This window comes from Nocardia sp. NPDC050408 (genome assembly GCF_044458905.1).
Taxonomy (GTDB): Bacteria; Actinomycetota; Actinomycetes; order Mycobacteriales; family Mycobacteriaceae; genus Nocardia.
On record NZ_JBITIL010000002.1, the window covers coordinates 755,286 to 770,602 of the forward strand.

The 15,317-nt window shown below is 65.8% G+C and carries 12 protein-coding genes; 7 read left to right on the top strand and 5 right to left on the bottom strand.

What is annotated here, in order from left to right; all coding sequences use genetic code 11:
• Positions 1–110: 110 nt before the first annotated feature.
• On the bottom strand, positions 111–1,139 hold the full coding sequence (locus ACIBJI_RS08240) for a sugar ABC transporter substrate-binding protein (RefSeq protein ID WP_364342245.1): 1,029 nt from the start codon (positions 1,137–1,139) through the stop codon (positions 111–113).
• A 134-nt stretch (positions 1,140–1,273) separates the two neighbouring features.
• Between ACIBJI_RS08240 and ACIBJI_RS08245 the strand changes: the two genes are divergently transcribed.
• The 6 genes from ACIBJI_RS08245 to ACIBJI_RS08270 all read left to right on the top strand — a co-directional run bounded on the left by ACIBJI_RS08245 (position 1,274) and on the right by ACIBJI_RS08270 (position 10,124).
• Entirely contained in the window at positions 1,274–2,335 is a 1,062-nt protein-coding gene (locus ACIBJI_RS08245) for a LacI family DNA-binding transcriptional regulator (RefSeq protein ID WP_364342248.1), read from the top strand.
• 631 nt (positions 2,336–2,966) lie between these two features.
• Complete coding sequence (locus ACIBJI_RS08250) at positions 2,967–3,467, top strand: hypothetical protein (RefSeq protein WP_364342251.1); 501 nt, start codon at positions 2,967–2,969, stop codon at positions 3,465–3,467.
• Between the two features lie 26 nt (positions 3,468–3,493).
• Positions 3,494–5,323 (top strand): tetratricopeptide repeat protein, encoded by a 1,830-nt coding sequence (locus ACIBJI_RS08255; RefSeq protein ID WP_397083501.1) that lies wholly within the window; start codon positions 3,494–3,496, stop codon positions 5,321–5,323.
• A 385-nt stretch (positions 5,324–5,708) separates the two neighbouring features.
• A complete protein-coding gene (locus ACIBJI_RS08260) occupies positions 5,709–6,275 on the top strand; it encodes an isochorismatase family protein (protein WP_396958885.1) in 567 nt (188 codons plus the stop codon).
• Between the two features lie 1,215 nt (positions 6,276–7,490).
• Positions 7,491–8,897 carry a pyridoxal-dependent decarboxylase gene (locus tag ACIBJI_RS08265; RefSeq protein WP_364342260.1) on the top strand — a complete coding sequence of 469 codons (1,407 nt, stop codon included), beginning with the start codon at positions 7,491–7,493 and terminating at the stop codon, positions 8,895–8,897.
• A gap of 9 nt (positions 8,898–8,906) precedes the next feature.
• Entirely contained in the window at positions 8,907–10,124 is a 1,218-nt protein-coding gene (locus ACIBJI_RS08270) for a hypothetical protein (RefSeq protein ID WP_364342263.1), read from the top strand.
• Between the two features lie 51 nt (positions 10,125–10,175).
• Here the strand turns inward: ACIBJI_RS08270 and ACIBJI_RS08275 are convergent, their stop codons facing one another.
• A complete protein-coding gene (locus tag ACIBJI_RS08275; protein ID WP_364342266.1) occupies positions 10,176–11,162 on the bottom strand; it encodes a carbohydrate kinase family protein in 987 nt (328 codons plus the stop codon).
• Positions 11,163–11,260: 98 nt separating this feature from the next.
• On the opposite strand from ACIBJI_RS08275, the gene ACIBJI_RS08280 reads away from it, so the two are divergent.
• On the top strand, positions 11,261–13,351 hold the full coding sequence (locus ACIBJI_RS08280) for a trehalose-6-phosphate synthase (protein ID WP_364343062.1): 2,091 nt from the start codon (positions 11,261–11,263) through the stop codon (positions 13,349–13,351).
• Between the two features lie 416 nt (positions 13,352–13,767).
• On the opposite strand, the gene ACIBJI_RS08285 is transcribed toward ACIBJI_RS08280, so the two are convergent.
• The 3 genes from ACIBJI_RS08285 to ACIBJI_RS08295 form a co-directional block, all read right to left on the bottom strand.
• Positions 13,768–14,037, bottom strand: coding sequence for a dioxygenase (locus ACIBJI_RS08285; protein ID WP_364342269.1), 270 nt, complete (start codon positions 14,035–14,037; stop codon positions 13,768–13,770).
• A 126-nt stretch (positions 14,038–14,163) separates the two neighbouring features.
• A complete protein-coding gene (locus tag ACIBJI_RS08290; protein WP_364342272.1) occupies positions 14,164–14,391 on the bottom strand; it encodes a hypothetical protein in 228 nt (75 codons plus the stop codon).
• A gap of 101 nt (positions 14,392–14,492) precedes the next feature.
• On the bottom strand, positions 14,493–15,317 hold the full coding sequence (locus ACIBJI_RS08295) for a DUF998 domain-containing protein (protein ID WP_364342275.1): 825 nt from the start codon (positions 15,315–15,317) through the stop codon (positions 14,493–14,495).

Sequence of the window (15,317 nt, forward strand, 5' to 3'; positions counted from 1 at the left end):
GGTGGACCGGGCCGAGCGCACACCGGGACAACGAGGGCCGTCACCGTCCCGGCATACGGCGCAGCGTCCTTCGCCGTCCCGGCGTGCTTTCCGGCTGGGGACGGGCGTTCTCAGCCCCAGCAGTTGTCCAGGCCGTACTGCACGTCCTTGGAGTCGACGCCGGCCTGCGGCTTGGCGGTGATCAGTGTGACGCCGGTGTCGGTGTAGCCGCTGGTCTTGTTGCCGTTCCTGGCGTAATCGACGATCGCCTGCACGCCCGCACTGGCCATCTTCAGCGGGTACTGCTGCGAGGTCGCCGCGATCTTGCCGTCGCGGACCGCCTGCACGCCGGTGCACCCACCGTCAACGGAGACGATCATCGCCTGGTTCTCCTTGCCGGCGGTCTTCAGCGCGGTGTAGACACCCAGCGCGGACGGCTCGTTGATGGTGTAGACCAGGTTGATGTCCGGATCCTTCTGCAGGCAGGTTTCCATCGCCGTCTGCGACTTCGCTTGGTCGCCCTGAGCGGGCTGCGCACAGACCACGTTCGGGGCGGTGACGTACTGCGTCATGTCCTGAGTGGCCTGCGCGGCGCCGTAACCGGACAGGAATCCGTTGTGCCGCAATACGCCGACGGTCACGCCGGGGTTGAGGTCGATCATCGCGATCTTCACCGGCTTGTCACCCTGGACGGCCTTGGCATAGGTGCCGATCAATTGGCCTGCAGTGAAATTATTGGTGGCGAACAGCGCGTCGACCGCACTCTGGGGATCGGTCGGGGTGTCCAGGGCAATCACTTCGACGCCCTTGGCACGGGCCTTCTCGACTGCGGGGACGATCGCCTTCGTATCGCTGGCAGTGAGCAGGATGCCCTTGGCTCCCGCATTGACCATGTTCTCGATCGCCGTCACCTGGCTGGCGTTGTCACCGTCGAACTTGCCTGCGGCGGTGAGCAATTTGACGCCAGCGGCATCGGCCTGCTTCTGGGCACCCTCCTTCATCTTCACGAAGAAGGGGTTGGTGTCGGTCTTGGTGATGAGCCCGACGACGACCTGCCCGTTGTTGCTGTTGCTCGCCCCCTTGCCACAGGCGGCGACGGAGAAGGCCAGAGAGGTGACCGCGAAACAGACGGCGGCGATGCGGACGACACGAGAGGACATCGGTGTACTCCTGCAGGTACTACTTAGACAACGTTGTCAGAGACCATATAGCGTGATCTACGCCACGTCTAGACGTTTCTTCTAGCATATTTGACGGTTCTCGGACCGAACACGAGCGAACGGAGAGGGTTGCCATGTCAGCGTTGTCAGAATCCCAGGCGCCACGCCGGGGCGCCACCATGCGCGATGTGGCGGCGCTGGCGAGGGTGAGTATCAAAACGGTGTCGCGCGTGGTCCGCGGCGAAGGCGGCGTATCGCCGGAACTGGCCGCGCGGGTCACCGATGCGGCAACCATGCTCGACTATCGGCACAACCTGGCGGCCAGCACGTTGCGCGGGCACGGCCAGAAGACCGCCGCGATCGGTCTGGTACTGATGGATGTCGCGAACCCGTACGCCTCGGCGCTGCACCGGGCGGTCGAGGATTTCGCGCACAGCCGGGGCACCCTCGTCTTCGCGGTGAGCAGCGACGAGAACCCGGCCCGCCAGCGCGAGGTGCTGGACGCCCTGCTGTCCAGACGAGTGGATGGGCTGATCGTAATGCCGGTGGGCACCGATCACGGCTCTCTGCTGCACGAGCAGCGTCGCGGTACCCCGGTCGTATTCGTGGACCGCATGCCGGCCACCACCGAAATCGACAGCGTCACAGTCGACAATCGCACCGGCTCCCGCCTTGCCGTCGAACACCTGGCCGCCGCAGGCCACCGCCGTATCGCCTATCTCGGTGACCTGCATACGATCTGGACCGCTGCGGAACGTTACGCCGGCTACATCGAGGGCCTCGCCCACACCGGCATCCCCCTCGATCCGGACCTGATCTGCGCCGACCTGCACTCCGCGGCGGCCGCCGAGGCCGCCGCTGGGGCGCTGCTCGACCGCCCGGACCGCCCCACCGCCCTGTTCGGCGCCCAGAATCTGGTGACCGTTGGTGTGCTGCAAGCGATCCGGAAGCGTGGCTTGCAAAACCGGATTGCTGTTGTCGGTTTCGACGATCTGCCGCTGGCCGAACTGCTGCAGCCAGCGCTCACCGCCATCACCCAGGATCCGGCGACGATCGGCCGCGTCGCCGCCGAAATCCTTTTCGCCCGCCTGGATGGTGACGACGGACTCCCCCGCCACGAGGTGATACCCACTCGCCTACTGGTCCGCGGTTCCGGCGAGATCTCTGCAGACCTTCGGTCACCTCACAGTCAATAGCCAGGATGCTTCATACTCATTGCACAGCTGGTGTATATAACCGACGACACAGCTGTCGGCAGCGCGTAAAGGACGCTTGGCCGCGGCCAACACCTTTCTGCGGGTGGCGTCCTGCTGCTGTGCCCTCGCCAGACGAACCGTCGGTCCCTTCACTGTTCACTTGCTTCCTGCGGCACCGCGCAGCGTAGTGACACGTATTGCTGACAAAGAGACGCTATTCCAGCTTCAAGTCATACTCGTGGAATGTGGTATCGCAAGTGCCTATTGGCTCAATAGGCACGCGGCCTGCAGCGCGTACACGAACCGAGTGCGACAGTAGCGTTGGCGAGTGCGCCGACTGCCTCGTCGAGAGGTAGGGCGATGTCGGCGGGCGGGACGCGACCGCCGGGGGCCGGAGATCACGCACCGGATCGTTCGACCGCGCCGTGCGCCGCTGCGACCATAACCAACCCTGCATGCCGTGTCACCTGATGTCGCGGACTCGTTCCGCCGTATGCAAACCAGCTCGCTCACCCAACTGGACGCTCGGGTCACCTTTTGTTCTATCGTGGTTCACTTCTTTTGCTGCGGAACGGCTTCCGTCGTGCTTTGTTTGTAGCTAGGTTGTTCGTGGCCGCTGCACGAGGCGGCCATGGCGAGGTCCGAGTGCGGGAGGTTCGGCGGGGTGGATCCGGTGGCATTGGTGGCGGCCGCGGTAGCGGCGGGTGCCACCGCGGGCTTGACCGATACCGCGAAACAGGGAGTGCTCGACTCCTATCAATCGCTGCGCGGATTGATCACCCGCCGGTATCGCTCTGTGGACGTGGGTGTGGTGGAGGCACGGCCGGAAGCCGGTTCGCGGCGAGTGGTGCTCGCCGAGGAATTGGCGCGGGCAGGCGCCGCGGACGATCAGGAGTTGCTGACGGCGGCGCATCATCTCCTACAGCTGATCGAGGAGCACTCGCCACAGGCCGCCCAGGCCGTGGGTGTGACGTTGACCCGGGTCCGAGCCGGTGAGCTGAAGATCACCGACATCGAGAGTAGCGGAAGCGGTGTGATCGCCACGGACACAACAGTGTCCGGAACACTGAAGATCGAAGGGCTCCGGGCCGGTGTGCAGGAGCCGCCACACCCTTCGCAGGCGCGGCGGTAACCGGGCATTCCGCTGCGCCCACATTCATGGCGCCTGTCTCCGCGACTGGGGTGACGGTCGGCGGGGACTTCATCACCACCTATCGGTTCGCGGGCGCCTCGCCGGTGGTCACTGAGGCACCCCTCGTCGAGCTGGTGGAGCGGCGGGGAGCGGGGGGCGGACTCCCGCTGATCACCGAGCTGGATCCCTACATGCTGGGGGCCACACCGTCGCGCTTCGGCGAACCCGGCCGGTTCGGTGGTGCCGACCCGTATGTGCCGCGCACCCACAACGCGGTCGATATCCGCTTGGCCGCGGCGTTGTCCGGTGACCGCCTCACGGTGGTGGTCGGCCCTTCGAAGGCAGGCAAGACACGCAGCCTGTTCGAAGCCGTCAGCAAGGCGCTGCCCACGGCCAGAGTCCTGGTGCCCACCCCCGAGTCGCTCGCTCAGATACCGGCCTGCGCGGAGTTCGTCGACTGCCCGGAGCAGATCGTGGTCTGGCTGGACAACCTGGACAGGTTCGTCACGACCAGTCGGCCGCTGACGCTGTTGACACTCAGCCGCCTCACCGCGCGCGCGGCACCGACCGTCGTGGTCGCTACGCTGCGGTGCGAAGCTCGCGACCGATTGCACTATGGCAGTGAGGATCTCGCACACGACACGCGGGTGGTGCTGCAGCAGGCCATCCAGATCGATCTGTCCTCGACCAGCAACAGTCTCATCGAGCACGCCGATGCCGCGGCCGCCTACCCGTCGCTGAACCTGGACCGGTACGGACTCGCCGAAGTCCTCGCCGGCGCACCCGAACTGCTGAAGCACTACGACGATTCCCGCTACCGGAATCCCGTGCTGCACACCGTGATCCAAGTCGCCGTGGACTGGGTCCGCGTCGGGCGCACGGACCCGATCCCCGAACCCGTCCTGGCCGAACTCGCCATGGCGATCGCCGAAGAGCAGTACCCCGAGCTCGAGGTCGGTACCGATCAGGTGCAGGACGCGATCGTCGCCGCCCGTACTCCCTCCCCGAGTGTCGGGCACGTCGCGCTCCTGCTCACCGATCGCCTCCCCGACCGCTCCCGCGCATACCGGCCGTTCGATTACCTCGTCGCGGCAGACGACGGTCAGCACCGCTCGCCACGCCCTATCTCCACCGATTTCTGGCACTTGGCCACCGAGAACGCCGACGTCGATGTGCTGGTTTCCGCAGGCTTGACTGCGTTCTTCCGGGGCCGGGCATCGGTCGTGGAGAAACTTTGCCGCCGCGCCGCCGAGGCCGGTGATCTGAACGCGATGTTCAACCTCGGAGTCCTGCTGTACGAGCGCGGCGACACGCACGAGGCCGAAGCATGGTGTCGACGCGCCGCCGACGCTGGCGATCTGTCCGCCATGTTCAACCTCGGCGTTCTGTTGCACGAGCGCGGCGACACGCACGGCGCCGAGACCTGGTGGCGCCGGTGCGCCGAAGCCGGAGATCTCAATGCAATGTCCAATCTCGGTGTCCTGCTTCGAAAACGCGGAGAAGCGGAGGAAGCCGAGACTTGGTACCGTCACGCCGCCGCGGCTGGTGACCTGTCCGCCATGTTCAATCTCGGTGTCCTGCTGGGTAAGCGGAGCGAACTGGCGGAGGCGGAGATCTGGTACCGCCGCGCAGCCGCCCGCGGTCATATGTCGGCCGAATTCAATCTCCAGGTCCTGCTCAACAAGAAGCCGCCCGCACCGGTCGGGTGCGCCACCGACACCACAGAACACCCTGCGGGCAGACCGCAGAGCGCGCTGACACTTCCGGCGGCATGGGCGTGGGCCGAATACTGGGCGGCCCGACGTAGATTGAAGCCGAGGCCGGACGCCGACAGCTCCACGTCCACGCCCGGTTAGCCTTCAGCACCCGCGAGGACGACCAACCGACTCCGCTCGCTGCCCGTTCCCGTTCGACCTGTACACCCCGCCGCCCGGCAACTCGTTGCGGTGGCCATCCCCCGCCCCGGTGATGACGACGCCACCGAATTCGCCCCTCCGCGAATTAGAGGAGGCCCTGCAAGAACTGCGCTCGCTGTGGAGTCTGCGGAAGATCCTGCGGGTGGATGCCCGCTCGAACTCTCATCGGCGCTGACCTGCGTGTTCTCGGCTGACCGCCGATAATCGTTTGAGCAGATCATGGGGCGCGGGTGTCCGACGGCGCGTTCGGCGATGCGCATTGGTGATAGACACCTACAATAGGCGCTGGCCGAAGTCGTTGCGGGACCGATCTCGTGGAGGCGTCATGACCAGAGCTCTAATCATCGTCGACGTACAGAACGACTTCTGCGAGGGCGGTTCAGTGGCCGTCGCAGGCGGAGCCGCGCTGGCCGAACGGATCAGCGAATATCTGCGTGCCAGCGACTACGCCGCGATCACCGCCACCCGTGACTACCACATCGACCCCGGTGCGCACTTCTCCGACAACCCAAACTTCGTCGACACGTGGCCGCCGCATTGCCGGATCGACACCGCCGGCGCCGACTTCCACCCGAACCTGGACACCGCGCCCATCGACGAGGTCTTCTTCAAAGGCGCCTACGCCGCCGCCTACTCCGGATTCGAGGGCGCCACCGAGGACGGCACGGCCCTCGCGGACTGGTTGCGCGCCAAGGGCATCGACACCGTCGACGTCTGCGGCATCGCCACCGACCACTGCGTTCGCGCCACCGCCCTCGATGCCCGCACCGCCGGCTTCGACACCCGGGTGCTCCTGGGCCTGTCCGCCGGCGTCTCCCCCGCCAACATCGAACGGGCCCTGGACGAACTCCAGGCGGCGGGCGTGGAGATCGCCGAAAACATCGACAGCTGACGGACACCCTCATCGGGCCGTCGTGTGCGGGCCCGTAGTCGGGCCTGCCGGCCCGCCTCACGCGCCCGCGGGCTGACTCGCATTGTCCCGAACACCAGAGGGCCGATGAGCAAGAATCTGCTTTAGACCAGGAGTTCTACCATTGAACGACATCGGCCTGGCAGCGGCGCTGGCTCGTATCGCGCCGACCACTAACCTTCTGATCTGTAGTCCCGGAATCGGTGCGAGCGGTTGTACTGGCCTGCGCGATCCGCGAACGCGGCGAACTGCGCGCTACCGCTTCACGCCAGTCACGGTAGCTGGCTGATCGGCGTCCATCGCTGGCAGCCTTCGGCAACCTTTTCAGTGTTCCTCGCCGATGTCCTCGGCGTCGGACCTCCAGGTCTCGAAGATCCGCAACCCGAGCAGTCCGAGCATCGCAACGAGCGCGAAGTCGAACCGGTGGGCGGAATCGCGCGCCGCGGTGAGCAGCGCTTCGAACTGTAGATGCGAAGGTCCGAGTGTCGGTGATCCGTTCGGTACTCGGGGTCGGCGGACGTACTCGGCCGGCGAGTGGTCCTTCGCGCCGCCGATGACGCACGTGCGCTAGAACCCGGTCACTACCGCGGTACGGCGGGGCAACGGTGGAGGGTTTGAACCGGCGGGTCTCCTGCATCCACCGCACGTACCGTTCGATCTCGGCGCGCACCGCTAACACCGGCAGGAGATGACGTTCGGTGCACCAGGTGAAGTAGAGGCGCAGATCAGATCCGCAATGGATACGGGAGCTGCCGGTGAACCGGGCCAGGTAGGCCGCGCTGGCCAGCCGCAGTACGAGATCGTCACCGGCGAAGGTGACGTCGATATCCGATGACGTACTCATGCTCCACGATGCCCAGAACACCAGCCGGATTCGCTCGGGTCGGGGCATCTCCGGACGTTTCGGTCGAGCGCTCGTAGGTCATCGGCTGGGACGTAGTCCGGCTCCGGCGATGGAGTTTCGGAGATAGGTATGCCGGACACCGGTCAGCTCGCTCTGCTCGGCGCGCAGTCGAGGACCTGTCCTGCATCTAGGATGTTCATGTAGGTCGGGCTGGCAAATTGTTTGCGCTTCAGGCTGATTGAGAGTTGTGCGCCGAGGACGCGCCCTCACCGTGGGTGCTGCGCATCGTGCGGCGCGCGAGGTTGGAGCGCCTGGGACGAGCGATGCAGCTGTCTCGTATGGAAAGGGGTGCCGTGGAACCCCACGAAGATGAGACGTTGCGCGGGTTGACCGAGGTGGTGCTGGGCGAACTGGCTGCGGGCAGGGTGCGGCGTGGCGGGCCGTTGCCTGCTGGTGGTCCGGCGGCGGTGAAGGTTTGTGTGACCGGTCGGGTCGGGTCGGTACTGCCGCAGGTTGGGATCGGCGCGGAGGTCGCGCTGCGGGAGCTGACGCGTGCGTTGGTGCTCGGGTCGGCAGACCCGACCGAGGCGTGGTGTGTCGGACACTTGCATTGCGCACCGTTGCCGGTGGCTGTCGCGGCCGATCTTGCCGCGTCCGCGCTGAACCCTTCGATGGATTCGTGGGACCAGGCTCCGGCGGCGGCGGCGATCGAGGCCGAGGTGGCGGCGGCGCTGGCCGCCCTGATCTACCCCGAGGCGGTGGCACCGGATGCGGTGATCACCAGCGGGGCAACGGAATCCAATCTAGTGGCGGTCCTGCTGGCCCGGGAGACTGCGCGCGCATCAGGGGGGTCCGCGGTGCAAGTGGTGTGCGGTGACAACGCGCATCACAGCGTGGCGCGGGCGGCCTGGCTGCTGGGCTTGCCCAAGCCGATCACGGTCAATTGTCCGACGGGGGTGCTGGCAGCCGCCGAGGTGGGGCGAGTCCTCCGCGGGCATCGGCGGTGGCCGGTGTTGGTGGTGGCGACCGCCGGTACCACCGATGCGGGATTGATCGACCCGCTGTCCGAACTGGCGGATGTGGTTGCCGCGCACGGTGCTTGGCTACACGTGGATGCCGCCTACGGTGGACCGCTGTTGTTCAGCGACGAACTGCGGTCGCGGCTGGCCGGTGTCGGCGCGGCGGATTCGGTGGCTTTTGATCTGCACAAGTTTGGTTGGCAGCCGGTGGCCGCGGGTGTGCTCGCCGTCCGCGATGCCGCTGTGTTGGCCGGGCTGGCGCATCGCACCGAGTATCTCAACGCCGACGATGACCTGACAGCGGGGCTGCCCGACCTGCTGGGCCGATCCATCCGTACCTCCCGGCGTCCCGACGCATTCAAGATCGCGGTGACCATGCGGGCGTTGGGCAAGGCGGGCCTGGCTGGATTGGTCGAGCATTGCGTGTGTGCGGCGGAGAAGTTCGCGCAGATCGTCGACACGCATCCGCGGATGCGGCGCCGCCCGGGCGCGGTGGGCATCAGCACTGTCCTGTTCCGGCCGGTCGTCGCCGACGAGTTGGGCTTCGAGGAGGGTGACGCGCTCGTTTCGCGGGTACGCCGGGAACTGCTTGCCGAGGGGCGCGCGGTGCTCGGTCGCGCCCGCGTCGCCGACAGCGACGGCCGTATCAAGCTGTGGCTCAAGGCAACTTTGCTGCATCCACAAACCAGCGGCGACGATCTCGCACCGCTGTTGGACCTCGTCGCCGACCTCGCCGGTTGAGGGGCGGATATGCTGCCCCCCGGCAACGACCGCACGGCACTGTGGACCTCCGCCGAGCGTTACCTCGGTGCCGGCACCCGCAACTACAGCCGCTACAGCGCCGAGATGCCGGTGTCGGCCGACTACCACCCCCAGGGCAGCGCGCCCGGATTTCAACTCCCGACATTCTGGGTCGACTCCGAACACGGTGAATACCGCCGCACCTCGGCCTCGTCACCGCTGCATGAGATCTACTCCCGCAACGACCGCTTGCTGCTCCCGGTCCATCCCGACACATTGGCGTTACCGCACCTGCCGGGCCGTGACCAACTCCTCACCATGGCTGCCGGACCGGTGCTCGACGTGATGCCGCTGGCGAACGCCCGCACCGTCCTCGTGCTCGGCGCCGACGGCGTCCCCACCGCACCGCATTTTCTGAAACTGCACTTCCCGCAACGGATCTCCCGCTTCCAGCGGACCATGAACGCGCCCGACCTCGGCCACGAGCTGTGGACCACGACGCAGCTGCACACTGCGGGCCTGCCCGTTCTCCGCGACCTCGGCGGCGGCTTGTTCGGCAGAGACCTCGGCACTGCCTGGGGCTACCTCGTCCGGGATTCACTCGTCCGCGACGGGCACGATTTCGACTACACAGTGCCGCTATTCGCCTTGTATGGCAACGATATTCGGTCACCCGACCGCCAGCCGTTGCTGCACCGTTTGGTGATTCGGGCCGGTGTCGAACCCGCGGCATTCCTGGCCGAGCACATCATCGAGCCGATGATCGCGTTCTGGGTACGGGCCGTGTTCTCCACCGGCTGCCTGCCCGAATTGCACGGACAGAACACGCTACTCAGCTTCACCCGCGACGGTCGCCACAGTCGAATTGCCTACCGCGACGGAGGGATCTACACCCTCGCCCCGCTACGCCACAGGTTCGGGCATCCCGCCGACCTGCCCCCGATGGACGTCGTGCCACGCGATGTCGCGGTCGACTGCGCTCACCTGATGAGCCTGGTCTACGACAGCTTCATGGGCCACCACGCCCTCACACGCTTGAACACATTGGCCACCGACCTGTTCGGCTTCGATCCCGACCTGCTGCCATCGCTCGCACGCAAAACATTCGCAGACAACGACGGAACCCAACTCGCCCTTCCCCACACCGTGTACTACTACGACGACACCTGCCCACCCGACCAAGGCTGGCGCCTCGCCGACACCGGACAAACACCGACCTGGCGATAACACTCGGCACACACCCGCTCCCCGGCGCGACCTAATCCGCTAATCGGCATTTCAGTGCATTGTGGGAGGCTGAACCGTTGGCCGGCGTCGTTCGCGGGCCGCAGCCGCAAGACTCGATATTGTGGTTCGCGCGAGCCACCGCTCGAGGTCGGCGGTCCCCGGAGCCGTGCTGGACCCTGGGCCGGTGGTGGCTGCCGTTCCGCACGCAACGGCGGCGGCGAGGCATTTCGCCGGCGGCCAGCCGGCGAGCAGACCATGAACGAAACCGACGTTGAAGCAGTCACCGGCTCCGGTGGTATCCAGAGCCGAAATCTCTGGTGCGGCAACGTCATAACGTTCTCCGTCGTGTGCCGCGGCGGCTCCGGCGCTGCCGAGTTTGATCACCACGGTCGGCACAAGTTCGTTCAGCCGCGATATCGCATCGTCCATGGTCGGCGCCCTGGTCAGCCGCAGTGCTTCCTCGGCGTTGGGCGCGAAGATATCGGTGGAAGCCAGCGCGGCTCGCACTCCGGGGGTGTCGACATCGACGTCGATGTCTTGGCAGTCCATCACTACGGTGGTGCCGAGGTGGCGGGCGAGCTCCAACGCGTGCACGGTGTCGGCGTCGTAGCGTAGTTGCGGCACCATCAGGACACGTGGTCGGTATTGCCGCAGCAGCGACGATAGCGGTTGCGGGGAGCTCGGGTCCTGGAAACTGACCATCGCACGCTCCTCGGGCGTGGACAGGGCGACGGTCAGGCTGCGTAGCGGGGTCGGCTGATGTCGGAAAGCGCTCTCGTCCACTCCTTCTGCGCGTGCCGCGTGCAGGACATGGGCGCTGAAGGGATCGGTGCCGAAGTCGGTCGCCCACACAACATCGTGCCCGAGCCGATGCGCGGCCATAGCCAGGGTGTAGGCGCCACCGGGCATCATTGTGAACCCATCGGCGAAGACCTCTCGGCCAGGTCGGACGGGCGCGGGTAGCCCGTGGAAGATCAGATCCACAAAATAGGCGCCCACCACGAGAATTTCCCGCCCGCCCGGCTCGTCTGTGCCCATCCGATGAGCGTACCGGGGGTGACGTGGCATATGTGGGAGGTCGAGACGGTCACGGCGGCACAGGGATTCACGCTGCGGGTGTTAGCTTTGGATTGGTGATGAGGATCCTGGTCACCGATTTGGACGGTACGTTGCTGGGCGGGGAGATCGCCGACCAGCGTCGGCTGTGCGCGGTGTTGGCCCGCCATCCCGAGGTGACGGTGGTTTTCGCCACCGGCCGCGGCGTGGCGTCGGTCGCCGAGGTGCTGTGTGATCCGCTGGTGCCGAGACCACGCTGGATCATCGCCGATGTCGGTGCCACCGTGGTCGACGGCACCGACCTGCGGCCGGTCGGCGATATTCAGGCCCATCTTCGTACCGGATGGCCTGGGACACAACAAGTTCGGCAAGCTTTGAGCCGCTTCGGGCAACTGACATACCAGCGGGTGGCGCAGGACGGGCGCTGCTCGTACCACCTGGCACCGGGCCAGCTGACCGATGAACTCACCACCGCTGTCCAGGCGCTCGGATGCCGGTGGGTGTACTCCGCGGACCGCTACTTCGACGTCATGCCGCCCAACGCATCCAAGGGCAATGCTGTGGCGGCGCTGGCCGAAAAGCTCGGTTGGCCAATGGATTCCGTCCTGGTGGCCGGTGATTCGCTCAACGATGCATCGCTGTTCGAACTGGGCACACACGGCGTGATAGTCGGCGCCGCCGAGCCCGCCTTATACCGGGCGGTTCCCCTCGACGCGCGTATCCGTCGCCCCGAACGTCCGGGCGCGGGCGGGATTCTCACAGCACTGCACGCGCTGGGGTGGGTCTCACCGGACAACTGCACCGAGGACCGGCACTGCCTGATAGTCGGCTATCACCGACCACCGGTCCCCCGAAGTGAGCAACGATCACCGTCCAGCCCCAACGGGATTCTCCCCAGCCTGACCGCCCTGTTCGCCCAAGGGTTACCGGGCATCTGGGTCGCCGCTCAGGTCGGCGAGGACGGTGTCGACGCACGCGAGCACGAGGCCCCGTTGTCACTACTGCCGGTAACCCCCGACGAATGGAGCGGCTACTTCCATCGCGCATGCAAGGACACACTGTGGCCGATCCTCATGTCCGAGCCGCATCGCATGCGCTTCGACACCGCGGCCTGGACCCACTATCGCGTGATCAACCAGCGATACGCCGAGCGTATCGGCGATCGAGCAGCGCACGGCGCGACCGTATGGCTACACGACTACAACCTATGGCTCGTCCCCGGCCTGCTTCGCCGAGTCCGCCCTGATCTGCGCATCGGACTGTTCCACCACACTCCGTTCCCGCCGCCGGTGGTGTTCGCCGCCCTGCCCACCGCAGACGAAATTCGTTCCTCGCTCATACAGTTGAACTGGGCTGGATTTCATACCAATGCCTTCGCCGACAACTTTCGACAAACCCTGGCCGGCCAGCCCACACTGCCGACCTTGGGTGTCCATCCGCTGGGTATCGACCGTCCAGCCATCGAAACACTCGCCCGCAGCCGCGCCTCGCGCACACAGCCCAGCCGACACCCATTGGTGCTCTCCGTCGAACGTCTCGATTACACCAAAGCCCCCGTACACAAGGTCGAGGCCATAGCGGCGTTGCTGGAGCAACGGCCGGACCTGCACAGCCGATTGGTGTTCCGGCTCGTCTGCCCACCACCAGAACCAGGCATCTCCGCCTACGACACCACTCGCAGCGCTCTCGAGCGACGCACCACCGAGATCAACGACGCCTGGCGTGTCGGCAGTTGGCAACCGATCGACTACATCCCGCACAACCTGCCGCTCTCCGAGGTGATGGACCACTACCTGGCCGCGGACGTGTTCTGGGTGACCTCCCTGCAGGACGGCATGAACCTGACCGCAAAGGAATTCGTCGCCGCCCAGTCGGCAGTGGCCGGACCCGGCTCCCGGCCCGGGGTGCTGGTGCTGTCCCGCTACGCCGGCGCCGCAACAGAACTCGGCGACGCCGCCCTACTCACCGACCCGCATTCCCCCGAAGACCTCACCGCCACACTCGCCCGCGCACTGTCCCTCGACCACACCGAGCGCCGCACTCGCGCGAAACGTCTGGCACACCTCTTAGGCCACGACCGCCCCATCGACTGGGCAACCCGCATCATCGACGCCATCCGTGTCCGCACCCCCGACCCGGCCGCAGCGCCGATCACCTACCAGCCGTCCTGATCGCGCAACTCGGCAGATTCGGACATCGCGAAACACGCGGAAATCGGCTACTTTTCGAGCGTTCCGACGTTGCCGATGACCAGCAGTTTTCGGTGTTGCAGCAGGTTGGCGTACTGGTCGATACCCCCTCCGGACACAGACGAATCGAGCCTGCGTCTGCTCGAAGGTGTCTTTCGTGATGATCAGGTCGTGCGCGGGCTGATCGGAAAGGACTCAGTCGGTTTTCGGGTCCCATGCCAGCCGGGTTCGTGGCCGAGGGCGACATCGTCCACGTCGCTGAGCGACTCCTGTTTGCCCTGCTTGTTCCACACCTCGTGACCGGTGTAGCGGGGATCGCCCGAACAGCACTCGTGGACCAGACAGCACCCGACCGATATGAATTGCGCGTGCGGTCTCGGGTTGAGGGACACAGGCTCTCATCGACTGTCAGGCGCTGCGCAATAGCGAAGATGCCTATACCCGAGAGGAACTCGCCACCGCGGATACTCCGGATGTCCGCGGTCGACCTCCCGCTGACCTCCCTCGCCGGCGACGTCCAGCCGATCCGGCAGACCGTCGCCCGGATCGACGCCTGCGCACCGGGCACCGGGTTGCAGAACGAATTCCTGGCGGGTCGGGTTCGTGGTATCTCCTACCCGCTCGAGGAAATCGATTGCGGTGAACCATTCTTCACCGGTCAATCGCATGCCTGGTGATCACACCACGCACCGGGCTGACAGGAAGGTACCTGGGTAATCACTTGGCGGCGTTCGCGCGATGCCGATCGGATGGTGGCCCGCCGCGATGTTCACTTGTGCGCGGGCGGCAGGTATTTACCGGTCGATGAGGGATTGCAGCGCGTTACGGAAGGAGTCCTCGGTGTCGATCACTGTGGTGAATCCGGCTCGCCGCAGCTGGACGGTGCTCACGAACGCGCGCGGTCCGGCGGTTGCGCCATAGGCGAACGCGAAGTCCGCGTGCTGCTCACCGTAGCCGACCAGGTCGCGCAGGTCCGGGGTGCGCAGGTCGTACTTCGCGACGATCCGGGCCCAATCCTTCACTGAGCTAGCACGAGATCCTCGCCATGAAAATGAACCCCACCCGGCCCATCCCGCGCGACGATCAGAATTCTCAGAGGGCAGGAGTGAGCGGGGCAACTCTGTCATCTTGCGGCTGAAATCTCTGCGACTGGCGCTGGATGCGCACCAACTGTGCGACGCGTCCGGAGTATTGCGATTGCCACGACGACCGTCCATGTTTGCACAGCGAACGCGGCGACTCGTTCCATGCCGCCGATCCCGATAACGGGACCGTGCTGGGCGAAGAACAGAAACACCGCGAGCACCGCGACGGTGGCGATGACAGCAGTGACGGGCCGGATCCTTCCGAACGGAGTCCCTCGCGGTAGAAATCCAGCGCAGACGAGTCCGATATTGCCCAATCCCATGATGAACAGTGCACCCAGCAGGTGAAGGTTCTCGTCGACGTCTGCGGGAACGAATCCCACCATGAGCCACCCGAGAGCGCAAATGCCAAGCAGGATGCGGGCACTTCGCGAAATCGCTCCTCGCCCCCAGAAGACACCGGTCAGCAGCAGGCCGGCCAGCAGCAGAACGCCCTGGGCGACGAAGGACACGTTCATGACGCTATGCAGCGGCGAGCACACATACCGGGGACGGGACTCGTCCCAGATCTGGCAATGGACGTTACCCAGGTCGCTGATGTTGTTGTCTTTCCAGCTGTAGGGCGTACTCCAATCGCCTCCTGCGATCAGTTGCGCGACCAGGAACTGTGCGGCGCCGACCAGCCATGCCGCGGCGCCGACCTTGGCGGTCGTCGTTCCGCGGTTTTCGGACGCGGACGGGCGGGCCCCAAATCTCGAGTTCAAATTCATCTTCCTGTTGTCATGAGGCGGTCGAGGACTGTTTTGTTCCAGAGTTTCGTACGACGGCCGGTTGTCGCTGCCGCGATCAACAATCACATCCAC